Origin of the sequence: Nocardia sp. NPDC059236, from assembly GCF_042754085.1 — a bacterium.
Lineage (GTDB): Bacteria > Actinomycetota > Actinomycetes > Mycobacteriales > Mycobacteriaceae > Nocardia.
Map to the genome: position 1 here is coordinate 131117 of NZ_JBHZAF010000009.1, position 19138 is coordinate 150254.

Sequence of the window (19138 nt, forward strand, 5' to 3'; positions counted from 1 at the left end):
AATTGGGGGGGGCGCGGCCCCGCCGCGGCCCGCGCCCCCCGCGTGCGCGGCGCCTCCCCGGCGACCACCCCCCGCCCCCCCGGGGTCCCGCACCCGCGGGGCCGCTTCACCGTTGTGCCGCAGGCACTATCGGCGCGGCGGTGTCGCGGGCACGGTCACCGCGCCGGGGCTCAGACGGTGACGGGCTTGTAGGTGGAGATGGCCCAGATCACCACGACGTCGAGCGCGATGATGAGCAGCGACCAGGCCGGGTAGTAGGGAATCCAGAGGAAGTTCTCCACGATGGACAGGGCCGCCAGGATCAGGGCGGCGACCCGGCCCCAGGTGGTGCCCCGGAGCAGGCCGATCGCCACCACGATCTCGATGATGCCGAGGACGATGTGGATCCAGCCCCATCCGGTGGTGTTCATCTTGTAGACGTAGTCGTAGCCGACGACCAGCAGGTCGTCCGACGCCACCGCGGAAATGCCCTGCAGGATCGACAGCGCGCCGACGACGAGCAGCAGGATGCCCGCCGCGATCGTCGTTCCGGCGGCGAAGCCCTGTTTCAGTGTGGGTTCGGGACCAGTGCTTTGTGCCATTCGCCGAATATGCCACGGGTTTGCTGGCGAATGCGGAAAGCGCTGCCGCCGTGTTGCCGTGCCCTTGCCGCCCTGGAATTCGGGCCGGTCAGGGTGTGGTCAGCGCCTGCGAGACCGCGGTGCCGAACGGCAGGTCCGCGGTGGTGTTCACCTTGGTGTAGGTGCCGCCGGTGCGCTGGGTGAGGGTCTGCAGGGTCTGGGTGCCGGGGCCGCCGACCACGATGACGTCGATCCGCACCGGATGCACCGGATCCGTCGCGGCGGCGATCTCGGCGAGCAGCTGATCGCCGGTGACCGTGGAATCGTCCTCGGGGCCGTCGGTGATCAGCAGGATCGAATTGGTGCGGGCCGCGGCGTAGTTGGCGAGCACGTTCTTGTAGGCGGCCTGCAGCGTGGGATAGGTGCGGTCCGGCTTGGAGGTGCTCGCGGTGACCGTGCTCAGGGCCTGGCTGATGGCGGTGCGCTGATCGTCCGACAGCGGCGCGGTCGGGGTCAGGACCTTGTAGGGGTTGTTCCCGTCGAGGTTCTTCGAGTATTCCCACACGCCCAGGCCGAAGCCCGGCGGCATGACGCCCATCGTGGACTCCAGTGCCGCGGCCGCATTGGCGAGGCGGGTGCCGAAGCCCTCGGTGGTGGACATGGAGGAGGAGACGTCGAGCAGCACGGTGGCCTGCACACCGAGCACCGGATGGGCGAGGATCTGGCCCACCTTGTCCAGGACCGCCTTCGCCGGGACCGGGGCGGTGGCCGGGGGTGCGGCGCCGAAACCGTTGTCGGTGAACAGCTTCGACTGGTCGGGGGCGCGCAGGAAGTCCGCGAACAGGCCCGCGATCAGATTCTGGGTCTGGTCCACCCAGGAGCCGGTGAGCTGGGCGGCCGGGTAGTCGGCGACCGGGCCCGCGCTGTCGGGGCGGAAGGCGGTCAGGCCGTTGCGGGCCCGGATCTGCTGCTCGGTGGCGGCCACCGCGTGTACGGGAGCGGTGGCCGGGTCGGCGGCCCCCGACAGGTCGGTCAGCGCGCCGGTCACGTCCTTGGCGGCGGGTGCGCCCGCGGCCAGGCCGGAGATGGCCGAGACCACCTGACCGGTGGCGACGGCCTTCTCGTCGAGGGGATCGGTGCCGGAGACGCCCGAGCCGACCGCGGCCGCGACGGCCAGCGAGCCGTCCCCGGCAGGTATGGCCAGGCGCAGCTTGCCCCAGGTGGGCAGCCCGATATCGGCGAGGGAACCCTCTTGCAGCCGGGGCAGGTCCGACCAGTGCACCTTGGCGGTCTCGAGGGCGCGGCGCAGGTCGTCGGGGACGGCCAGGGAGATGGGGCTGACCGCGATGGGGGCCGGGGTGCCCGCGATCAGGCCTGGCACGCGCATCTGCTCGACCGAGCGGGAGGACTCCGGAATCCAGAGCGCGGGCTGCGGGCCCAGCGCCGGATCCCACGCCTTGCCGGAGGTGAAGGCCGCGACCATGGCGGCCGAGGGCTGTGCGGCCACGGCCACCTCTCCGCAGTGGTCGCGTACGTGCGGCTTGGTGGCGTTGAAGCGGTCGGCCGCGGCCTCGACCGGGGTGAGGATGTCGGGATCGACGGTCACATTCAGGGTGGCGGTGCCCTCCACGCAGGAGGCGGCGGCGCGGCTGTCGCGCTCCTTGGACCGATCCGACAGCCAGGCCCAGCCGACGACGGCCAGCGCTAGCACTGCCACCGCGACCACTGCGATAACCGGTCCCTTGCTGATCCCTCGTGACCCGCCCGCGGCGCGATGAGTTCCCACGAGCGACCATCCTATGTTGACGGGTTGGTAGCCACCTGTGCCAGGCGGTTACGCGAAATCCGACCGGCCTGGACCCGGCGGGGCAGCGACGACAACGGCGGTGGCTCCGAGGGGAGCCACCGCCGAGGTGTCAGTCGCGAATCAGCTTGCCGCGGTCGTATTCGTGACCGCCCCAGACGCCGGACTGGCCGGTGCGGGCCGCGAAGTCGCCGCATTCGCGGCGGATCGGGCAGGCCGCGCAGATGGTGCGGGCGTAGTCGAAGTCCTGCGAGGGGTACGGGAACCACGCCTCGTGGTTCGGGTCGCCCTTGCAGGCCGCGCGCTGCCAGTAGTCCTTCGAGTCGGAGATGGGGAGCAGATCCGCCAGGGTCGGCTCCCGAAGTGCAGTGTTCGTCATCGGATCTCGCTCCTCTCATGTCCGATCACGCGGTGCGGGTGTTCTTCGTTCATCGAGATCGGTCCCGGTCCTGGGATTCAGGACGCCGCCAGTTCCTTCCAGACCTGACGCTGGGCCCGCTCTCTGTCATTGGGGGCTTTGGGCTCCCACAGCAGGCGCATACCGGCCTCCTCGGGAGTCCGGTCCGCCTTGTACGTATTGCAGGGACCGCACGCGGCAATGAGGTTGGCCCAGGTATTGGGCCCACCCTTCGAGCGCGGGCGGATGTGGTCGACGGTGCGGGCCCAGTCGTTGCAGTACCCGCAGCGGTAGCGGTCGCGGCGCAGGACCGCGGCCAGGGTGGCGCGGCTGTCGTCGTCGTGCACCAGGATCCGGTGCTCGAGGTAGATGTAGCGGTGCAGCCGGATGGTCTCCGGCAGCGCCAGCTCCAGGTGCTTCGAGCGGATCGGGAAGTGCGGCCGCCGATCGGTGACGGTTTCGGCGGCGCCGCCGAGCAGCAGCACCACCGCGCGTTCGGCGCGGATCGTGGTCAGCGCCTCGTAGGAGGCGTTGAGCAGCAGCACTCCGGCGTGTATCCAGTTGTCGGTGGTTATCTCCGGGTCGTCGGCGTGACGGAACAGCATGGGGGTCACCATGTTTCGTGAAAGGGATCGAACAGAAGGAGGGAGTTGCCCGCTTACGCGTGGGCCTGGAGACGGCCGATGTTCCGGTCGTCGCCGCGCGGGCTGCGCTCGGCATGGCGCACGAGTAGGGCGCGCTGTTCGGGCGAACTCGGATACTGTTCGCTGAACCTGGGATTCATTGCCGTCTCCTCCTTTCCTGCTGGTCACGACCGTGACGGTCGGCTGATCATCGGTGAAAAACATGGTGGCACAACGGACCTGCCGTTGTCGGGTGATTTTTTCGTCCCCTGACTCCGGGTGCCCGCGTGGAGCGCGGACCTGGAGCCGTGGAGGTACAACGAAGGCCATCGGCCATTTGTTCCGGGGAGAACCGCAATTCATCGCCGGTTACCCGCCGGGACTAGCGTGGCCGGTATCGCGACGAGCGTGGCGGGTATGACAGAGGAGCCGGCCCATGGAGATCCGACATCTGGTCTCGTTCATCACCCTCGCCGAGGAGCTGCACTTCGGGCGCGCGGCCCAGCGGCTGCATCTGACACAGCCGAGCCTGAGCGCACAGTTGCAGAAGCTGGAGAAGTCGATCGGCGTGACGCTGGTGGCGCGGAACTCCCATGAGGTGCGGCTCACTCCGGCCGGGCGGGAGTTCGAGATTCAGGCCCGGCAGATCGTGGCGCAGCTGGATCGGGCGGCACGGGCGGCGCGGGCCCTGGCGGACGGCCGGGTGGGGACGGTGAATGTCGGCTACAACCTGCCGGCGAGCCGGCACGTGCTGCCGGACACACTGGTCCGGATGACCGAGCGGTATCCCGATATCGAGGTGTCGCTGTGGGAGAAGCGGACCGGCCCGCAGCTCACCGCGCTCGCGGAGGGCGCGCTGGATGTGGCCATGGTGTACGGCCATCCGAGCACGCCGGAGTTCCGGTACCGGCGGCTGCTGCATCGGGTGCCGCTGGTGGCGGTGGTGGGCAGGCGGCATCGGTGGGCGGACCGGGTGGGGGTGCCGTTCGCCGAACTGCAGGACCAGGAGTGTGTGCTGTTCGCGCGGGAGCAGTGCCCGGCCATGTACGACAACATCTTCCGGGCGGCCGCGCACGCGCGGATTTCGCTGAATGTCACGCAGTACGCCGATGATCCCGGGGCGACCGCGCACATGGTGTCGGTGCGGCCGCTGGTGGGGTTCGCGTCGCTGCCGCGCGCCATCTCCATGGGGATGGGGGGACCGGGAAGTATGGCGGTTGCGGTGAAAATCGTGGATCCGGTGCCCACACTGGATCTGTACGCGGTCTGGCGCAGCGCGGAGACCAATCCGGCGGTGGCCGCGTTCCTGGAATGTCTGGACGGTCCGGAGCCGGCGAGCGCTGCGGACCCGGAGAGCAGTGGGGTGGTCAGTGATGACGATCGACGCCTGGGCACAGCATCCGACGGGTCGCTTTCTCGCGCGTGACATCTTCGACTCGCTGCGGCGGTGGACCGGGGATGTCATCCCGTCGGAGGAGATTCCGCTGAAGGCCACGCTGGCCGCCATGGACGCCGGCGGCGTGGATCGGGCGCTGCTGTCGGCGTGGTGCGCGCCGGAGGGGGTGCTCATCTCGAATGACGAAGTGGCCCAATGGGTTGCGGAGGCACCGGACCGGCTGATCGGGGTGGCCTCGGTGGATCTGCGGCGGCCGATGGAGTCGGTGCGGGAGCTGCGGCATCGGGTGCGGGAAGAGGGGTTCAAGGGGGTGCGGGTGCTGCCGTGGTTGTGGGAGGTGCCGCCGACCGACGCGCGGTTCTATCCGCTGTACGCGGCGTGCGTGGATCTGGGGATTCCGTTCTGCACGCAGGTCGGGCACACCGGGCCGCTGCGGCCCTCGGAGCCGGGGCGGCCGATTCCCTATATCGACCGGATCGCCCTGGATTTCCCGGAGCTGACGATCGTGTGCGGTCATGTCGGTTATCCATGGACCGAGGAGATGATCGCGGTGGCGCGCAAGCACGAGAACGTGGTCATCGACACCTCGGCGTACACCACGAAACGGCTGCCGCCGGCGTTGGTCGCGTATCTGAAGACCGCGAGCGGCCGGCGGAAGGTGCTGTTCGGCACCAACTATCCGATGATCATGCCGCAGCACGCGCTCGACGGGCTGGAGCAGCTGGGCCTGGACGACGAGACGCGGGAGCTGTACCTGGACGGGAACGCCCGCCGGGTGTTCGGGCTGTGATCATTTGAGTCCCCAGCCCGGCGACCGCCATCATCGGACCCCACTGCTCGCCCTCGGTGCCCATGAAGCTGCGCAGTCCCAGTTGCCGGGACTCGCGCCGTCGACGCGGGCCGCCTCGTCGTACTCGCCGCTGATGCCGGCCAATCCGGCCCACACCACCAGCAGAATCAGTGCCGGTGTGAGGTACAGGTGGGGCGTGGCCCGGCGGATCAGGCGGCGGAGCCGGGCGCGGTGCGGACCCGCCGCCGGTGCCGGGGTCGGCAGCGGCGGCGGGTCCTGTGGGGTGACAGTGACGAACAGCGCTAGCCCCTTCCGGACTCGAGAGCCTGGAGACGCTCCTGGACTTCGGTGTCGGACTTGTCGTAGAGCCGGGTCGTGGGTGTCGTCTCGACCGCGCTGGCGATGATGGCCGTGTCCAGGACGTCGATCCGGGTGAAACCCGAACCGGCGATGCCGTATTGACGGCCCGTCGGTGACATGGCGTCGATGCGATAGGCCAGCGCGGGTCCAACCCACACCGGGATGCCCGCCAGCGCGGAGGCCGCGGTCATGTGGTTGTGCCCGCAGAGGATCATGCGGACGTCGGTGCCGGTGAGCACCTCGGCCAGCCGATCGGCATTGCGCAGCTTGAGGAATTCGGCGGCGGGGACGGCCGAGGGCAGCGGCGGGTGATGCAGCACCAGCAGGCTGCCCAGGGGCGCGGGCTCGCGGAGCTGGGCGGCCAGCCAGTCCAGCTGGCTGTCTTCGAGATGGCCGTGATGCTGTCCGGGCGTGGTGGAGTCCAGGCCGATGACGCGCAGCCCGGCCACCTCCAGGACCCGGTCGTAGGGTGTGGTGGCCGCCGCCGAACCGGGCTCGTGCCCGAACAGTTCGACCCCGAAAGCCGCTCGCTCGTCATGATTTCCCATCACGTAGAGCACCTGCGCGCCGAGCTCGGCCGCCACCGGTTCCACGGCCGCGCGCAGCCGCCGATACGCCTCGGGTGCGCCGGTGTCGGCCAGATCGCCGGACAGGATGAGCGCGTCGATGCGCCGCCCGCCGGTGCGGAGTTTGTCGAGGACGTGCAGCAGGACCGCATGGGTGTCGACCGCGTCGAGGACGCGCTCACCGTTCGGGCGCAGGTGGGTGTCGGTGAGCTGGACCAGGGTCAGGATGTTCGCCGGGTTCATGATGCGGGCAGGAGTCCGGCGCCCTCGGCGCGGGCGGCGGTCAGGGTGGCCTGCGGATCCTTGCCCCGGAACACGACGGACTCGACGGCGTCCATCATGCCGTCGCGGATCTGCAGATAGTCGTTGCCGGGCAGGGAGACCCAGGGTTCCATGGTGGCCAGCTGCGCGACATTCGGGGCCAGCAGGGGGTTCTGCGCGGCCCAGGAGCCGAGCACGTCTGGGTCGGTCATCATCTCGGAGGGCCGCGGCAGGTAGCCGATGTTCTGGGAGATCTTCACGTAGGACTCCTGACTGGTGAGGTTTTCGATCAGCTCCCAGGCCGCACGCTGCTTGGCCGGGTCGCCGGACAGAATGTGCAGGCTTGCACCGGAATTGGTGGGGACTGCCGGTTTGTCGCCGAAGCGGGGCATGGGGGCCGAGCACAGGTCGAGGCTCACCTCGCGCATCGCGTACTCGGCGCCGAATCGTTTCGACACCGCGTCGATCTGCAGCCGGGCCACTCGCTCTCCTTTCTCCGGGACCGCATGGGTTTTCGCCGGGACCGCACGGGCTTTCGCCGAGGTCGTGCGATGTCCTGCGCCCAGTCTCGGTGCGGTGGCGCCCGGTATGGCGCGGCGATCGGCACTGCCTATCGGTCGAATCGAGCAGCGCGTGCGACCGCGCGACTGCGGGAGCGCTCCGACACGGTGAGCTCGACGCCCGGCGATCGGCGGGCGATCTCGCAAATCCCCCAGAGAGAAACAGGCAGACCTTCAGGATGAGGAAAACCGCTGCGGCATCCGTGCTGCTCACCGCGTCGCTGAGCCTCGGTGCGACCGCCTCGAACTGGTCTGCTCTCCGAAAGGCCAACCGCCTTGCCGTCGGTGACCGTGCGGGCACCTCGGCATGCCGCGCCGAAACATCTTGTGGGGCAACAGGATAAGTAGTATCACCGGTTGCGCCGGTGCCCACCGGGGATTATCGGGGCTCTTTCGCGATATCCAACTGTGTCGCACTCGCTGTGCGAATTGCACGGCGTGGCTTCGGCCGTGATGGTGGCTCGAGGAACCGGGGCGAGGCAGACCCAAGAACCTTGGGCTGGTGCGCGTTTGAAACGTGGACTACTCAAAGTAGAACCCCTGATCTTGCTCCGGCATTCGCTGTGATGTGACTGGCCTCAGGGGGATGGGAGAGGTTGTGCGGTTGCTCGGCCCTTGGTCGGATTCGGTGGATGTCGCCGCGTATGGGGGTGGGAAGGCGCGGGGGTTGTACGCGCTGGGGGAGGTGGGGGTGCGGGTGCCCGAGTGGGTGGCGCTCGGCACGGAGGTGTTCGATGGGTTCGCGAGCGCGGCGGGCCTGACCGGGGAATTGGAGGGGTTCGCGGCGCTCGGGGAGGTCGAGTCGGCGGTGGCTCGGGCCGCCGAGCTGCGCGGGGCGCTGGCGGCCGCGGAGGTGTCCGAGGCGGCGGTGGCGGTGATCGGCGAGGCCTGGGAGCGGCTCGGGCCGGAGCCCATCGCGGTGCGGTCGTCCATGTCGGCCGAGGACGGGGCGCAGGCTTCGTTCGCCGGGCAGTTCGACAGCCACCTGAACGTGCACGGTCTCGAAGCGGTGATCGCCCGGGTGCGGGACTGCTGGGTGTCGGCGTTCTCCGAGCGTGCGGTGCGATATGCGTTCGCGCACGGCCTGTCTCGCGCCTACGCGCCCGCGGTGGTGTTACAGCGATTGATCTCGGCGCGATCCAGTGGCGTGGTGTTCACGCGGAATCCGATGACCGGCGCGGACGACGAGCTGGTGATCAGCGCCGTCTACGGGCTCGGGGAGGGGCTGGTGTCCGGCGCGGTCGACGCCGACTCGATGATCCTGGACCGGGACACCGGTGTCCTGCTCGATATCGCACTGGGGGACAAGGATATTCGCTTCGAACCGGGCGACGGGCAGGGCTGCGCGACGGTCGAGGTCGAGGCCGGTCGACGCGGCGCGCGGGTCCTGACCGACGTCGAGACCGCCGAGCTGGCGGAGATCGCCCGGAAGGTCGAAATATCCTGTGGCGCACCGCAGGACATCGAATGGGCCATCGACGACACCGGCGTGTGGCTGCTGCAGACCCGGCCGATCACCGCGACCGCGTCGACGCTGTCCGCGCGCGAGGTCGAGCTGCGTGGCGCGGGCGAGCGGGTGGGTCCCGGGGAGACGCGAATCTGGGACAACTCCAACATCATCGAGAGCTTCAGCGGCGTCACCTCACCGCTGACCTACACCACCGCCGCCGATATCTACGGCCGCGTGTACCGCGGCTACGCGGCCTCCCTGGGAGTACCGGTCGAGCAGCTGCGGCAGACCGATGCGTGGACTCCCGTGCTGCTGGGCAGCTTTCACGGCCGCGTCTACTACAACCTGCTGCACTGGTACCGCATGGTCGGCATCGCGCCCGGCTACCCGCTCAACCGCCGGGTGCTCGAGGCCGCCCTCGGCGTGGCCGAACCGCTGCCGGCGGATATCGCGAAGACGCTGCGCCCCTTCGAGTTCGACAGCACTGCGGCCCGGCTCCGCTCGCGCGCGCTCACCACGGTGATCTACGCCCGCCGCCTGTTCGGCATCGACGACCTGGTCCAACAGTTCATGACCGACTTCTACCGCGTCTACGACGAGTACGACGCCGTGGACTACACCGCGCTGACCGGCGAGCAGGCCTACCGCTCCTATCGCACGGTGGAGGGCGACCTGGTGCGGCGGTGGGGCCCGCTCATGGTGCTCGACGCCATCCTGCTCACCCTTTCGGGTCTGATGTTCCTGCTGACCAAGCTGTTCCTGCCCAAGGCGCCGGAATGGTTCCTCTACGCCGTGGTCGGCCCGGGCGCGGATGTCGAATCCGCCGAGCCGGCCCGCGCCATGACCGAACTCGCCCGGGTCGTGCGCGCTGATCCGGAACTGAACGACATCATCAATTCGACTGCGCCGGAGGCGATTCACGACGCGCTGCGGGCCGCCGGGCGCACCGAGTTCCTCGCCGCCCTCGACGACTATCTGGACCGCTACGGCTACCGCAGCCTCGACGAGCTGAAGCTGGAAACACCGGATCTGCGGGAGAATCCGGCCAATCTGTTCGTCATGCTGCGCAGTGCGGTCGGCCGGGTCGGCGACACCGTGACCGCGAACCGCGCCGGCGAGGCCGACGCCTACCTGGACGAGCACCTCGGCCACGGCGTCCGGCGGCGCGTCTACGAACGCCTGCGCGCCAAGGTTTCCCGCTGTGCCGCGCACCGTGAGCGGCTGCGCTTCTGCCGCACCCGCGCGTTCGGCATGGTCAAGCGCATGATCCGGGTGATGGGCCGGGATCTGGCGGCGCGCGGCGTGATCGACGAGTTCGAGGACGTGTTCCAGCTGACCGTCGAGGAACTGCGCGGCTGCTACGAGGGTGCGGACACCGACCGTCTGCGCGAGATGGTGACGGTGCGGAAGTCGCTGCGCGCCAAGGATTCCACACTGGTGGCTCCGGCCCGCTTCCGCACCGTCGGACCGCGGCTGGGCAATGCCGAACTGGCCGAGCAGGGCTGGGTGCCGGTCACCGCGACGGCCGCGGCCACTCCCGGCACGGTGCTCACCGGAACCCCGTCGGCGGCGGGCATTGTCGAGGGCGCTGCGGTGATCGTGGACGAACCCCGCGACGTGGCCGGCGGCATCCTCATCGCCTACCGCACCGATCCGGGCTGGGTGGCGGCCCTGCCCTCGGCGTCGGCACTGGTCATCGAACGCGGCAGCCCGCTCACCCACGTGGCCATCGTGGCACGCGAGCTGGGCGTGCCGACCGTGGTGCAGCTGCCCGGCATCACCCGCCAACTGCGCAGCGGCATGCGTATTCGAGTCGATGGGGCCGCCGGCACCGTCACCGTGCTTCCCGAAGGAGACCAGTGATCGACCACGTGAACGACGAAGCGACCGTGCGCAGGTGGCTGATCGAGCCATCGGCCGGCACCGGGCTGTATCTGGCCGACGAGGCCGACGGATGGGAGTACCGCAGCTATCGGGAGCTGGCCGACCAGGTGTGGTCGATCGCGGACCTGCTGCGGGCCGCGGGACTCGGCAGCGGTGACGGCGCGTGCGTGATCATGCCAACCGGATTCCCCTGTGTGGCGGCCTTCTACGCGGTGTGGGCGTGCGGCGGGGTGTTCACCCCGGTCGCGCCGCCCATGTTCGGCGACCTGGAGCAGATCGTCGCGCACATCGCGGGCATCGTCGAGCAGGCCGCGCCCCACGTGGTGGTCACCTCCCCGGAGTTCGAGACCTTCGTGCGCAGTGCCTGCCTCGCGGCCGGTCGTACCGACGAACCGGTGGTCGTCCACGCCGCGGCGCTGCCCGCCGCCCCCGCGACGCGCGAGCTCGCCGACGTGTCGGAAGTGGCACTGCTGCAGTTCACCTCGGGTTCCTCGGGCGCACCTCGCGGCGTGCGGGTGAGCTGGCACAACCTGGCCAACAACATCGCCATGATCACCCGCCTCATCGACTGGCAGCCGGGCGAGACCATGGTGTCCTGGCTGCCGCTCTACCACGATATGGGCCTGGTCGGCGCGTTCCTGCAGGGCGTCACCAACCAGGCCGACCTGTACCTCATGCGCCCCGACCAGTTCGTGCGCGACCCGCTGCGCTGGCTGCGGGCCATGACCCACGCCCAGCACGCGCCGTCGCCGTCGTTCGCGCTCGGCTATGTGGCGCACCGGGTCCGGCCCGAGGAGATCGCCGGCCTGGACCTGTCGGGCTGGCGGACGCTGGCCATCGGGTCCGAGCCGGTCGAGGTGGCCGATCTGCAGGCCTTCGCGGATCTGACCGGCCCGCAAGGCTTCTCGATGGGCGCGTTCACCCTCGCCTACGGGCTGGCCGAGGCGACCCTGATGGTGACCTCCTCGCCCACCCGGCGGCCCATCACCGCGCTGCGGCTGGACAATCCGAATCTGCGCTTCGGAGAGCGGGTTCCGGTGCTCGAGGAGGCGATGCTCGACGACACCCACCGGGTGGCGGGCGCGGGCTGGATCACCGGGCTCGGCTTCTCCACGCCCGAATCCATCGTGACCGTGGTCGACGACGAGGGCCGGGAACTGCCCGACGGCGTCCTGGGTGAGATGGTGGTGACCGGGGACTCGGTGGCGCTGGGCTACTCCGGGGAGGCGAGCGCGACCGCGTCCACCCGCCTGGAGAACGGCCGCCTGTACTCGGGGGACGCCGGATTCCTCTATCGCGGAGAGGTTTTCGTCCTCGGCCGCATGGGCACCAGCATCAAGGTGCGCGGCCGCTCGGTGTTCATGGAGGACATCGAATCCCGGGTCGCCCAGGAAACCGGGCTCACCAAGGGCAAGCTCGCCGCCGTCGGCCTCGTCGAGGCCGGACTCCAGGGTGTCGCGCTGTTCGCCGAGACCGCGCCCGGCGACTGGATTCCGCAGGCCCGCGACCTCATTCGCGGCCACCTCGGACCCGCCCAGACCGTGCACATCGTCACCGGACCGCGCGGCCTCATCCGCCGCACCTCCAGCGGCAAACCCCGCCGCCGCCACATGTGGCAGCTGCTGCGGGACGGCGCCCTCGAGGGCGCGGTATTGCACGAGGCGGATACCGCTGCGGGGCAACCCACTTCCCTCGAGCCGGAAGGGGCCGCGGTCGACAAGTTGCAGCCGACTACCCTCGCGCAGGCCAGCGACGCCTCGGATGGCGGATCCGAGGCTGTGGCGCGCCCGGCACGCGCCGTGCCACGACCCGGCCTGCCCCTGGACAGGCTGCGGCAGCTCCTGGACGGTGCGCTGCGGTCGGTCGCCGTTCCCGAGGACGCCGCTGTCCTGTTCGAGGGCTCGCTGGCAGAGGGTTTCGGCAATGCGGGCTCGGACATCGACTTCCTGGTGGTGGCCCCCGGCGCGGACGAGCTGCCGACCCTGCCGACCGTCTTGTTCCTCGACGGCCGCCGGGTCGAGGTCCGCACCCGCTCGGTGGCCCAGCTGCGCCGGCAACTCGAGCGGGCCGCCACCGACCCGGACGAGGACGGCCTCAACCGATGCCAGCGTTTCCTGCGTGCCACGGTCATCCGGCCCGGCACGGTCGATCTGGACCAGCTGCGCGGAATCCTCACCCACGACGCCTTCACCACCCTCGTCGCCGACTGGTGGGTCACCCGTGCCCGCCACGCCCTGGGCTACGCTATCGCCCTGCGCGCCTTCGGCGCCCACACCGAAGCCGAGGCCTGGGCCGAGGACGGCCTCCGGCAAGCCATGAAGGCCTGGCTCGCCCGCCGCGGCGAAACCTACCTCGAAACCAAATGGCTGCCACAGCAACTCGATCGCACCGCCCCCGACGAGCTGATCGACCGCTACCGCGAGCTGACCGGTGCCGCCGACCGCGACGACGCGAGTAGCGAGGGCGATTCCGGGCGGCTCACGCCGCTCGAATCGACTGAATCATCGGATTCCGGTGGGGAGATCGCTCGGACGATCCCCACCACTGCCGACGCGGTGTATCGGGAGCGGGGAGGTGCGCGGTGGGCTGCCACGGTGGCCCTGGCCGCAGAGCTCGGGGTGGCGGGCGTCGCGGACGACCCGCACCAGCTGATCTTCACGCGGCGTCCCGCCGTGACCACCTGGCCGCTGGCTGGGCGTCTGCACGTGCTGCGTTCCGACAGTGAGGTTTTCGTGCTGTCCGAGGCGGGAGCCCAGGCGTGGCGGTCGGTGGTGTTCCGGCAGTCGATCCGGGATGTCATGGCGCGCGCTCCGCGCGATATCGGGGCGGAGCTGGCGGAGTTCGTCCGGCTGGGGTTCGTCGGGTTGCAGCGGCGGGGCGGCGAGGTGCTCGAACCGGCCCTGGCCATGTGCAAACCGGTGCAGGCGTACACGCCGGTGGCCGTGGTGGCGACGCCCGCGCTGGGACTCACCGGTGCGGCGCGTGGGGAGGGAATCGCGACGCTGTCGGCGCTGCCTGCCCGGCGGTTCATCGGGGCCGGTCTGAATCTGGTGTGGTCCAACGTGGTGCTGGAGAACGCCCGCGAGGATCTGGTGGGCGCGGTCAAGGACGCGCAGGGCGAGGTCGCCGATATCGCCGCGCACCGGCTCATCGCGATGACTGTGCGAGTGCTGTTGAGCGCGTTCGGCATTCATCCGCTGCCCGCCGATGTGGATCCGGTCGGCACCATCGCCGGGCTGCTGCCTGCGCACGCCCCCGAGCGGGACACACTGATCGCGGCACTGGAATCGGCTGCGCGCGTGCGGTTCTCGCGCACCCTGCGAAACGGCGGCGACGCGCTGAACGATCTTGCCCGTATCGATGCCGTCGTCGCCACGGTGCGGCGCCTGGCCACGGATACCGGTGCGGGCCGGGACTTCCCGGCCTCCTTCGATTCCCGCGAGCAGTGGCAGCGCACCCTCACCCTCGGCTACGACTGGCTGCGGCTGGCCGGGTATCTCGACGCCGACCTGCCCCTGGACGAGGCCCGCGACCTGCTGGCCAGCGGCGGCCAGCAGCCCCACCTGCGAGAGAGCGAGCAGTCATGACCACCGAAGCCACTGTCGCCGAACGCGTCCGGCACATCATCGCCACCATGGCCCCGAGGCCCGCCGAACTCGACGGTGCCGCCGACGCGCGAGAACGGACTGACGAGCTGCGCCTGATCGAGGACCTCGGCTTCGATTCGCTGCGGCTCATGGAATTGACCGTGGTGCTCGAACAGAGCTTCGCGCTGCCGCGCTACCGGCCCGAACAGCTGATGGGGGTGCTGCGGGTCGGCCAGGTCGTCGATCTGGTCACCCGCACCCTGGAGGTGAGCGCATGAGCGAACGGAACACCGTCCTGCTCACCGGCGCGAGCGGACTGGTCGGATCGGAAGTCGCCGCCCGGCTCAGCGCCGCCGGCCGCCCGGTAGCCACCGTGCTGCACAGCAATTCGGACATCCGCCGCAATGACGGCAGCGGGTACGAGCCGGACCTGCCGATCACCGGCGACATCCGGCGGCCGGTCTTCGGGCTGGACCCCGCGACGGCCGCCGATCTTGCCGGCCGGGTGGGCATCATCGTGCACTGCGCCGCCACCACCGCCTTCGACGCCACCGCCGAGACCTACGACGAGCTCAATGTGCGCGGCGCGGAGCACGCCGTCGCGCTGGCCCTCGCCTGGGACGTGCCGCTGCTGCACGTCAGCACCGCCTACGTGTGCGGTCTGCGGCACGGCGTCATCCGCGAGGACGAACTGGACGCGGGCCAATCCTTCGGAAACGGCTACGAGCAGAGCAAATTGCGGGCCGAACAGGTGATCCGGGCGGCCGGGGAACGCGGTCTGCGATGGGCGGTGGTGCGTCCGGGCATCGTCACCGGCGCGCTGGGCGACGGCGTGATCCGCGAGTACAAGAACCTCTACACCGTGGTGAAACTCATGGTCGAGGGCAAGCTGCGCACCCTGCCGGGCCGTTACGACGCCACGCTCGCCCTGGCCCCGGTCGACCACGTCGCCGATGTGATCGCCGCCGCGGTCACCGATTTCGACAGTGTCGCCGGATCCACCCTGCACGCGGTGGGCCGGGACACGCTGTCACTGCGCGAGGTCTCCGACGTGCTGGCCGAGTATCCGTCCTTCGACGTCGCGACCTTCGTGCCGGAATCCTCCTTCCGCGCCGAGGATCTCGACCCGATCGAGCGCGAGTACTACCTGCGCATCGGCGCGCTCTACACCAGCTACTTCCAGCGCCGGCTGTCCTTCGACACCAGCAACGCGGACCGCCTGCTGGACCGGCTCCCACCGCAGACCGGAAAGGACTACCTGCGGGCATTGCTGGATCACTGCCTGGAGTCCGGCTACCTGGGCGCGCCGCTGCCGTCCATCGCGGAAACCCTGGCGCGCACCGGAATCGGCGTATCGGCACCGGGAACGGGGGTCCGGTCGTGACCGACGACGCCCTGCGCACCCTGCTCGCCGACGCGACTCCGTCGAAGGAGAAGGTCGACGCCTACCTCACCGACACCTATGTGCTCGAGACCGTCGAGCAGGCACAGCGGCTCGGTATCGACGTCGCCGCCTTCGCCCGCGAGCACTCGCTGCTGCTGCTGAAACCGGACGCCATCGTGGCCCGGGCCGTCGAACCGACCCTGACCTGGCTGGCGGACAACGACTTCCAGGTGGTGGACGCCCGCCGCGTGGTGGTGGATCGGCATGTGGCCCGCGCCCTGTGGTACTTCGCCTGGAACATCGCCTCCCCGGAACGGCGGCGCCTGGCCGACCTGCTGGTGGGGATCTCCGATGTCCTGGTGCTCGTGGTCCGCGGCCCGGTCGCCGACCTGCCGACACCGGTGCGCCTCACCGCCGCCAAGGGCGCGACCGACCCCCGCAAACGGCAGCCCGGTGAACTGCGCTACTTGCTTGGCCGTCACAACTACCTGCTCAATCTCGTCCATTCCCCCGACGATCCCGCCGACGTGCTGCGCGAACTCGCCATCTACTTCGACGAGACCACCCGGGCCCAGGTGTTCGCCCATGCGCTCGAGGCGCGCGACCGCACCGACGCGGCCGCCGCGCTGGCCCGCGACCTCTACGACCGGGCCCCCGCCCGCAGCTTCGAGCGCTCCGACGCCATCGCCCGGCTGTGCACCGAACTGGGTTCCGCCGCAATGAAATCCCTGGACGATCGGATCTCCGCGGCCGAACCCGGCTCCCCGGCCGCCCAGGCCGCGCTGCTGGAGGTGGCGTGGTCCAGTGGCCGCGCGCTCGACCCCTGGTCGCTCATCGTGCTGGGTTCCTACGTCCTACCCATGCGTGCCGGGACCGGGTCGCAGACCCTGCGCCCGGTCAGCGCGACCGATTGGCTGGAGGCCAGACCATGACGACGACACAGCCACCCAGAACCGCTCACCCGCTCACCCGCGCCGCCGCTGTGCGCGCCACCCACCTGCGCACCATCCCGCGCGCGCTCGCGCACCGGCACGCGGTCGCGGAGGTCTTCGTGACCTCGCTGGAGGCCGAGACCTCCGGCGCCTACGTGGCCGGGGCCCAATTGCCGCGCATGCACGGCCATTACGGCGATCACGCCGGCGCTCTGGGCCTGCACCACGACCTGATCGCGGTCATGGAGGCCGCCCGGCAAGCCTCCATCGCGGTGACCCACGAGTTCTTCGACGTGCCCACCGACCGGGCCTTCCTGGTGCGCACCTTCAACGGCACCGGCATCGACGGCGCGATCTGGGAGATCGGTTCCGCGCCCGCCGATCTCGAACTGCGGGTGCGGGCGCTGCGCGAACACCATCGGGGTGAGCGGCTGCAGGGCCTGGACCTGGTCCTCGACATCAGCTGCCGGGGAGTTCCGATGGGTACCGTGGACGGCTCCTTCTCCTGGGTGGATCCGCGGCAGTGGGCCGCCATCCGCGCGGGCTACCGGAAACAGCTGGGCCTGGGGCCCTTCGAGATTCCCGCCTCGCCGGGCACGCGGGCCGCCGCGGCGCTGGTCGGCCGGGAGAACCCCCGCAATGTGGTGATCGGGCCGCCGGAGTCCACCCCGGGCCGGTCCCGTGCCGCGCTGGTCGCCGACACCACCCATCCGATCCTGTTCGACCATCAGCTCGACCACGTGCCCGGCAACCTCCTCATCGAGGCCTGCCGGCAGGTCGCGCTCACCACCATGGGCCCGCAGCCCCGCCGATTGACCAGCGTGACAAGCGCTTTCGACCAGTTCGTGGAACTCGACCTGCCCGCCGTGTGCGTCGCCGAGCGCACCGACTCCGGGGTGGACGCCACCGTCGTGCACTGCGAGATCCGCCAGGCCGGCGCCGTGGCGGCGCGGATCGACCTCGAATTCGCGGGGGACCTGGCACCGGCGGAGGACGGCGACTGATGGACACCGATCTGCTGACCGGCACCCGCGCGGTCCGCAAACGCCTCGACCTGCAGCGGCCCGTCGACGACCGCGACCTGCGGGAGTGCCTGGCGATCGCGGTGCACGCGCCCAGCGGCTCGAACCGGCAGCCGTGGCGGTTCGTGGTGGTGCGCGACCCCGGACTCAAATCCCGGATCGGCGAGTACTACCGGAAGGGGTTCGCCGCCAACCTCTCCGGCCGCACACCCCGGCCGGATCAGCTGGCCGATCTGGCCTCGGGGCAGCACCTGGCCGACCACCTGGGCGAGGTGCCCGCGCTGATCGTGGTGTGCGCGCTGGGCCGCCCGCCCGCCGACCCCTCGGCGCTGCGGCTGGCCAGCTTCTACGGGTCGATCTATCCGGCGGTGTGGAATCTCCAGCTGGCCTTGCGCGCCCGCGGGCTCGGATCGACGCTGACCACGGCGCATCTGGCCTACGAGCGCGAAGTCGCCGAGCTGCTGGGCATTCCGTTCGAGGAGGTCACCCAGGTGGCCATGCTGCCGGTCGCGCACCTGCTGCCGGGCGGCGGTAAACCCGTGCGCCGCACACCCGCCGCGGAACTGACCGGCTGGGACGGCTGGCCGACACCGGGGGAGGTGGCGGCGCCGTGACCGATCTCGCCGAAATCCCGTCCCGCACCGGTCTTCTCACCTCGGTGGGCCGGATCGCACGGTTCACCACGGTGATGTACAAGCCGCACTACCTGCTGTACGGCATCCTCTGGGTGCTGGCCCTCGAAGGGACGGCGGCACTGCTGACGCAGCCGGGCGTCGCCTGGCATCCGACCGGCGCGACCGCGGCCCGTATCGGCATCGTCGCGATCGTGCTGCTGTACCTGCGCATGGTCGACGAGCAGAAGGACCTGGAGTACGACCGGGTGCACAATCCGGACCGGCCCCTGGTCACCGGAGCGGTGAGTGCGCTCGAATTGCGCAGTGCCATGGGGGTGATCGCGGTGGTATCCATCGCGGGCAGCCTCGCCTTGTCGGTGCGCTCGGCGGTGGCCATCGCGGCGGTGCTCGCCTACGGCCTGATTCTCTGGGCGCTGGAACAGCTTTCGGAGACGGTGCGCACCGACATCATGCTCAACCTCGTGGTCACCTATCCGGTGCAGCTGCTGGTGACCGCGTATGTCGTGCTGTCGGCCATCGACACCGGAGAGGCGGCGGCCCACGGCCGGGTCGCGGTGGTGGCGCTCGTGTTCGCCGGAGCCTTCCTGCAATTCGAGTTCGCCCGCAAGACCTCGCGCAGCGTGCGGCCGGGGGAGATGTACTACTCGAACGCGCTCGGTGCGCTCGGTAGCGCCGGGGCGTCGGTACTGTGCGCACTGGCGGCGGCGGTGGGTGAGATCGCCGTCGCGAAGCCGTGGGAGTGGCACGGCGTGGCCACCGCCCTCGGCTGGATTCCCTTGGCGCTCACGCTGATCCCGGCGGTCGGAGCATGGCGGTTCGTGCGGTCGCGGGACGACGAGTACCCGGTGCTGCCCGCCGTCCTGTTCATCCTCACCCTGTACCTGATGCTGATCGCGCAGGCGGCGGTGGCCACTCGCGGCTGACCGG

Annotated in this window: 17 protein-coding genes; 10 read left to right on the plus strand and 7 right to left on the minus strand. The window is 70.2% G+C overall.

Going from position 1 to position 19138, the window contains the following annotated elements:
- Positions 1–170: 170 nt before the first annotated feature.
- From ACFXIV_RS24160 to ACFXIV_RS24180, 5 genes are all read right to left on the minus strand, one after another.
- On the minus strand, positions 171–581 hold the full coding sequence (locus ACFXIV_RS24160) for a hypothetical protein (protein WP_379402042.1): 411 nt from the start codon (positions 579–581) through the stop codon (positions 171–173).
- 88 nt (positions 582–669) lie between these two features.
- Positions 670–2346 (minus strand): VWA domain-containing protein, encoded by a 1677-nt coding sequence (locus ACFXIV_RS24165; protein WP_379402040.1) that lies wholly within the window; start codon positions 2344–2346, stop codon positions 670–672.
- Between the two features lie 130 nt (positions 2347–2476).
- The gene (locus ACFXIV_RS24170; RefSeq protein WP_354831710.1) at positions 2477–2743 is read right to left on the minus strand and encodes a WhiB family transcriptional regulator; all 267 of its coding nucleotides are present in this window, start codon (positions 2741–2743) and stop codon (positions 2477–2479) included.
- Positions 2744–2820: 77 nt separating this feature from the next.
- A complete protein-coding gene (locus tag ACFXIV_RS24175) occupies positions 2821–3366 on the minus strand; it encodes an HNH endonuclease (protein WP_364617813.1) in 546 nt (181 codons plus the stop codon).
- 53 nt (positions 3367–3419) lie between these two features.
- Positions 3420–3545 carry a hypothetical protein gene (locus ACFXIV_RS24180; protein ID WP_379402039.1) on the minus strand — a complete coding sequence of 42 codons (126 nt, stop codon included), beginning with the start codon at positions 3543–3545 and terminating at the stop codon, positions 3420–3422.
- 275 nt (positions 3546–3820) lie between these two features.
- Here ACFXIV_RS24180 and ACFXIV_RS24185 point away from each other — a divergent pair, with 275 nt between their 5' ends.
- Entirely contained in the window at positions 3821–4810 is a 990-nt protein-coding gene (locus ACFXIV_RS24185; protein ID WP_379402038.1) for a LysR family transcriptional regulator, read from the plus strand.
- Positions 4758–5570, plus strand: a complete 813-nt coding sequence (locus tag ACFXIV_RS24190) for an amidohydrolase family protein (protein ID WP_379402037.1) — start codon at positions 4758–4760, stop codon at positions 5568–5570. The genes ACFXIV_RS24185 and ACFXIV_RS24190 overlap by 53 nt, the downstream gene beginning before the upstream one ends.
- 302 nt (positions 5571–5872) lie before the next feature.
- Here the strand turns inward: ACFXIV_RS24190 and ACFXIV_RS24195 are convergent, their stop codons facing one another.
- The gene (locus ACFXIV_RS24195; protein WP_379402036.1) at positions 5873–6739 is read right to left on the minus strand and encodes a metallophosphoesterase; all 867 of its coding nucleotides are present in this window, start codon (positions 6737–6739) and stop codon (positions 5873–5875) included.
- Positions 6736–7239, minus strand: coding sequence for a hypothetical protein (locus tag ACFXIV_RS24200; protein ID WP_379402035.1), 504 nt, complete (start codon positions 7237–7239; stop codon positions 6736–6738). Before ACFXIV_RS24200 ends, ACFXIV_RS24195 begins: the two co-directional genes overlap by 4 nt.
- A gap of 664 nt (positions 7240–7903) precedes the next feature.
- On the opposite strand from ACFXIV_RS24200, the gene ACFXIV_RS24205 reads away from it, so the two are divergent.
- The 8 genes from ACFXIV_RS24205 to ACFXIV_RS24240 are packed head-to-tail and all read left to right on the plus strand — an operon-like array spanning position 7904 to position 19134.
- Entirely contained in the window at positions 7904–10630 is a 2727-nt protein-coding gene (locus ACFXIV_RS24205; protein WP_379402034.1) for a phosphoenolpyruvate synthase, read from the plus strand.
- Positions 10627–14238 carry an AMP-binding protein gene (locus ACFXIV_RS24210; RefSeq protein WP_379402033.1) on the plus strand — a complete coding sequence of 1204 codons (3612 nt, stop codon included), beginning with the start codon at positions 10627–10629 and terminating at the stop codon, positions 14236–14238. Before ACFXIV_RS24205 ends, ACFXIV_RS24210 begins: the two co-directional genes overlap by 4 nt.
- Complete coding sequence (locus ACFXIV_RS24215) at positions 14235–14516, plus strand: phosphopantetheine-binding protein (protein ID WP_379402031.1); 282 nt, start codon at positions 14235–14237, stop codon at positions 14514–14516. Before ACFXIV_RS24210 ends, ACFXIV_RS24215 begins: the two co-directional genes overlap by 4 nt.
- Entirely contained in the window at positions 14513–15622 is a 1110-nt protein-coding gene (locus ACFXIV_RS24220; protein ID WP_379402030.1) for an SDR family oxidoreductase, read from the plus strand. The genes ACFXIV_RS24215 and ACFXIV_RS24220 overlap by 4 nt, the downstream gene beginning before the upstream one ends.
- Positions 15619–16554, plus strand: a complete 936-nt coding sequence (locus ACFXIV_RS24225) for a nucleoside-diphosphate kinase (RefSeq protein WP_379402029.1) — start codon at positions 15619–15621, stop codon at positions 16552–16554. Before ACFXIV_RS24220 ends, ACFXIV_RS24225 begins: the two co-directional genes overlap by 4 nt.
- On the plus strand, positions 16551–17558 hold the full coding sequence (locus tag ACFXIV_RS24230) for a ScbA/BarX family gamma-butyrolactone biosynthesis protein (RefSeq protein WP_379402028.1): 1008 nt from the start codon (positions 16551–16553) through the stop codon (positions 17556–17558). The genes ACFXIV_RS24225 and ACFXIV_RS24230 overlap by 4 nt, the downstream gene beginning before the upstream one ends.
- Positions 17558–18190 (plus strand): nitroreductase family protein, encoded by a 633-nt coding sequence (locus tag ACFXIV_RS24235; RefSeq protein WP_379402027.1) that lies wholly within the window; start codon positions 17558–17560, stop codon positions 18188–18190. Before ACFXIV_RS24230 ends, ACFXIV_RS24235 begins: the two co-directional genes overlap by 1 nt.
- Entirely contained in the window at positions 18187–19134 is a 948-nt protein-coding gene (locus tag ACFXIV_RS24240) for a hypothetical protein (RefSeq protein WP_379402026.1), read from the plus strand. The genes ACFXIV_RS24235 and ACFXIV_RS24240 overlap by 4 nt, the downstream gene beginning before the upstream one ends.
- Positions 19135–19138: the final 4 nt, after the last annotated feature.

Excerpts from the sequence above, each read along its gene's own strand:
- ACFXIV_RS24180 (WP_379402039.1), bottom strand. The coding sequence starts at position 3,545 with ATGAATCCCAGGTTCAGCGAACAGTATCCGAGTTCGCCCGAACAGCGC.
- ACFXIV_RS24190 (WP_379402037.1), top strand. The coding sequence starts at position 4,758 with ATGACGATCGACGCCTGGGCACAGCATCCGACGGGTCGCTTTCTCGCG.
- ACFXIV_RS24220 (WP_379402030.1), top strand. The coding sequence starts at position 14,513 with ATGAGCGAACGGAACACCGTCCTGCTCACCGGCGCGAGCGGACTGGTC.
- ACFXIV_RS24160 (WP_379402042.1), bottom strand. The coding sequence starts at position 581 with ATGGCACAAAGCACTGGTCCCGAACCCACACTGAAACAGGGCTTCGCC.
- ACFXIV_RS24235 (WP_379402027.1), top strand. The coding sequence starts at position 17,558 with ATGGACACCGATCTGCTGACCGGCACCCGCGCGGTCCGCAAACGCCTC.
- ACFXIV_RS24185 (WP_379402038.1), top strand. The coding sequence starts at position 3,821 with ATGGAGATCCGACATCTGGTCTCGTTCATCACCCTCGCCGAGGAGCTG.
- ACFXIV_RS24230 (WP_379402028.1), top strand. The coding sequence starts at position 16,551 with ATGACGACGACACAGCCACCCAGAACCGCTCACCCGCTCACCCGCGCC.
- ACFXIV_RS24175 (WP_364617813.1), bottom strand. The coding sequence starts at position 3,366 with ATGCTGTTCCGTCACGCCGACGACCCGGAGATAACCACCGACAACTGG.
- ACFXIV_RS24195 (WP_379402036.1), bottom strand. The coding sequence starts at position 6,739 with ATGAACCCGGCGAACATCCTGACCCTGGTCCAGCTCACCGACACCCAC.
- ACFXIV_RS24205 (WP_379402034.1), top strand. The coding sequence starts at position 7,904 with ATGGGAGAGGTTGTGCGGTTGCTCGGCCCTTGGTCGGATTCGGTGGAT.
- ACFXIV_RS24170 (WP_354831710.1), bottom strand. The coding sequence starts at position 2,743 with ATGACGAACACTGCACTTCGGGAGCCGACCCTGGCGGATCTGCTCCCC.
- ACFXIV_RS24215 (WP_379402031.1), top strand. The coding sequence starts at position 14,235 with ATGACCACCGAAGCCACTGTCGCCGAACGCGTCCGGCACATCATCGCC.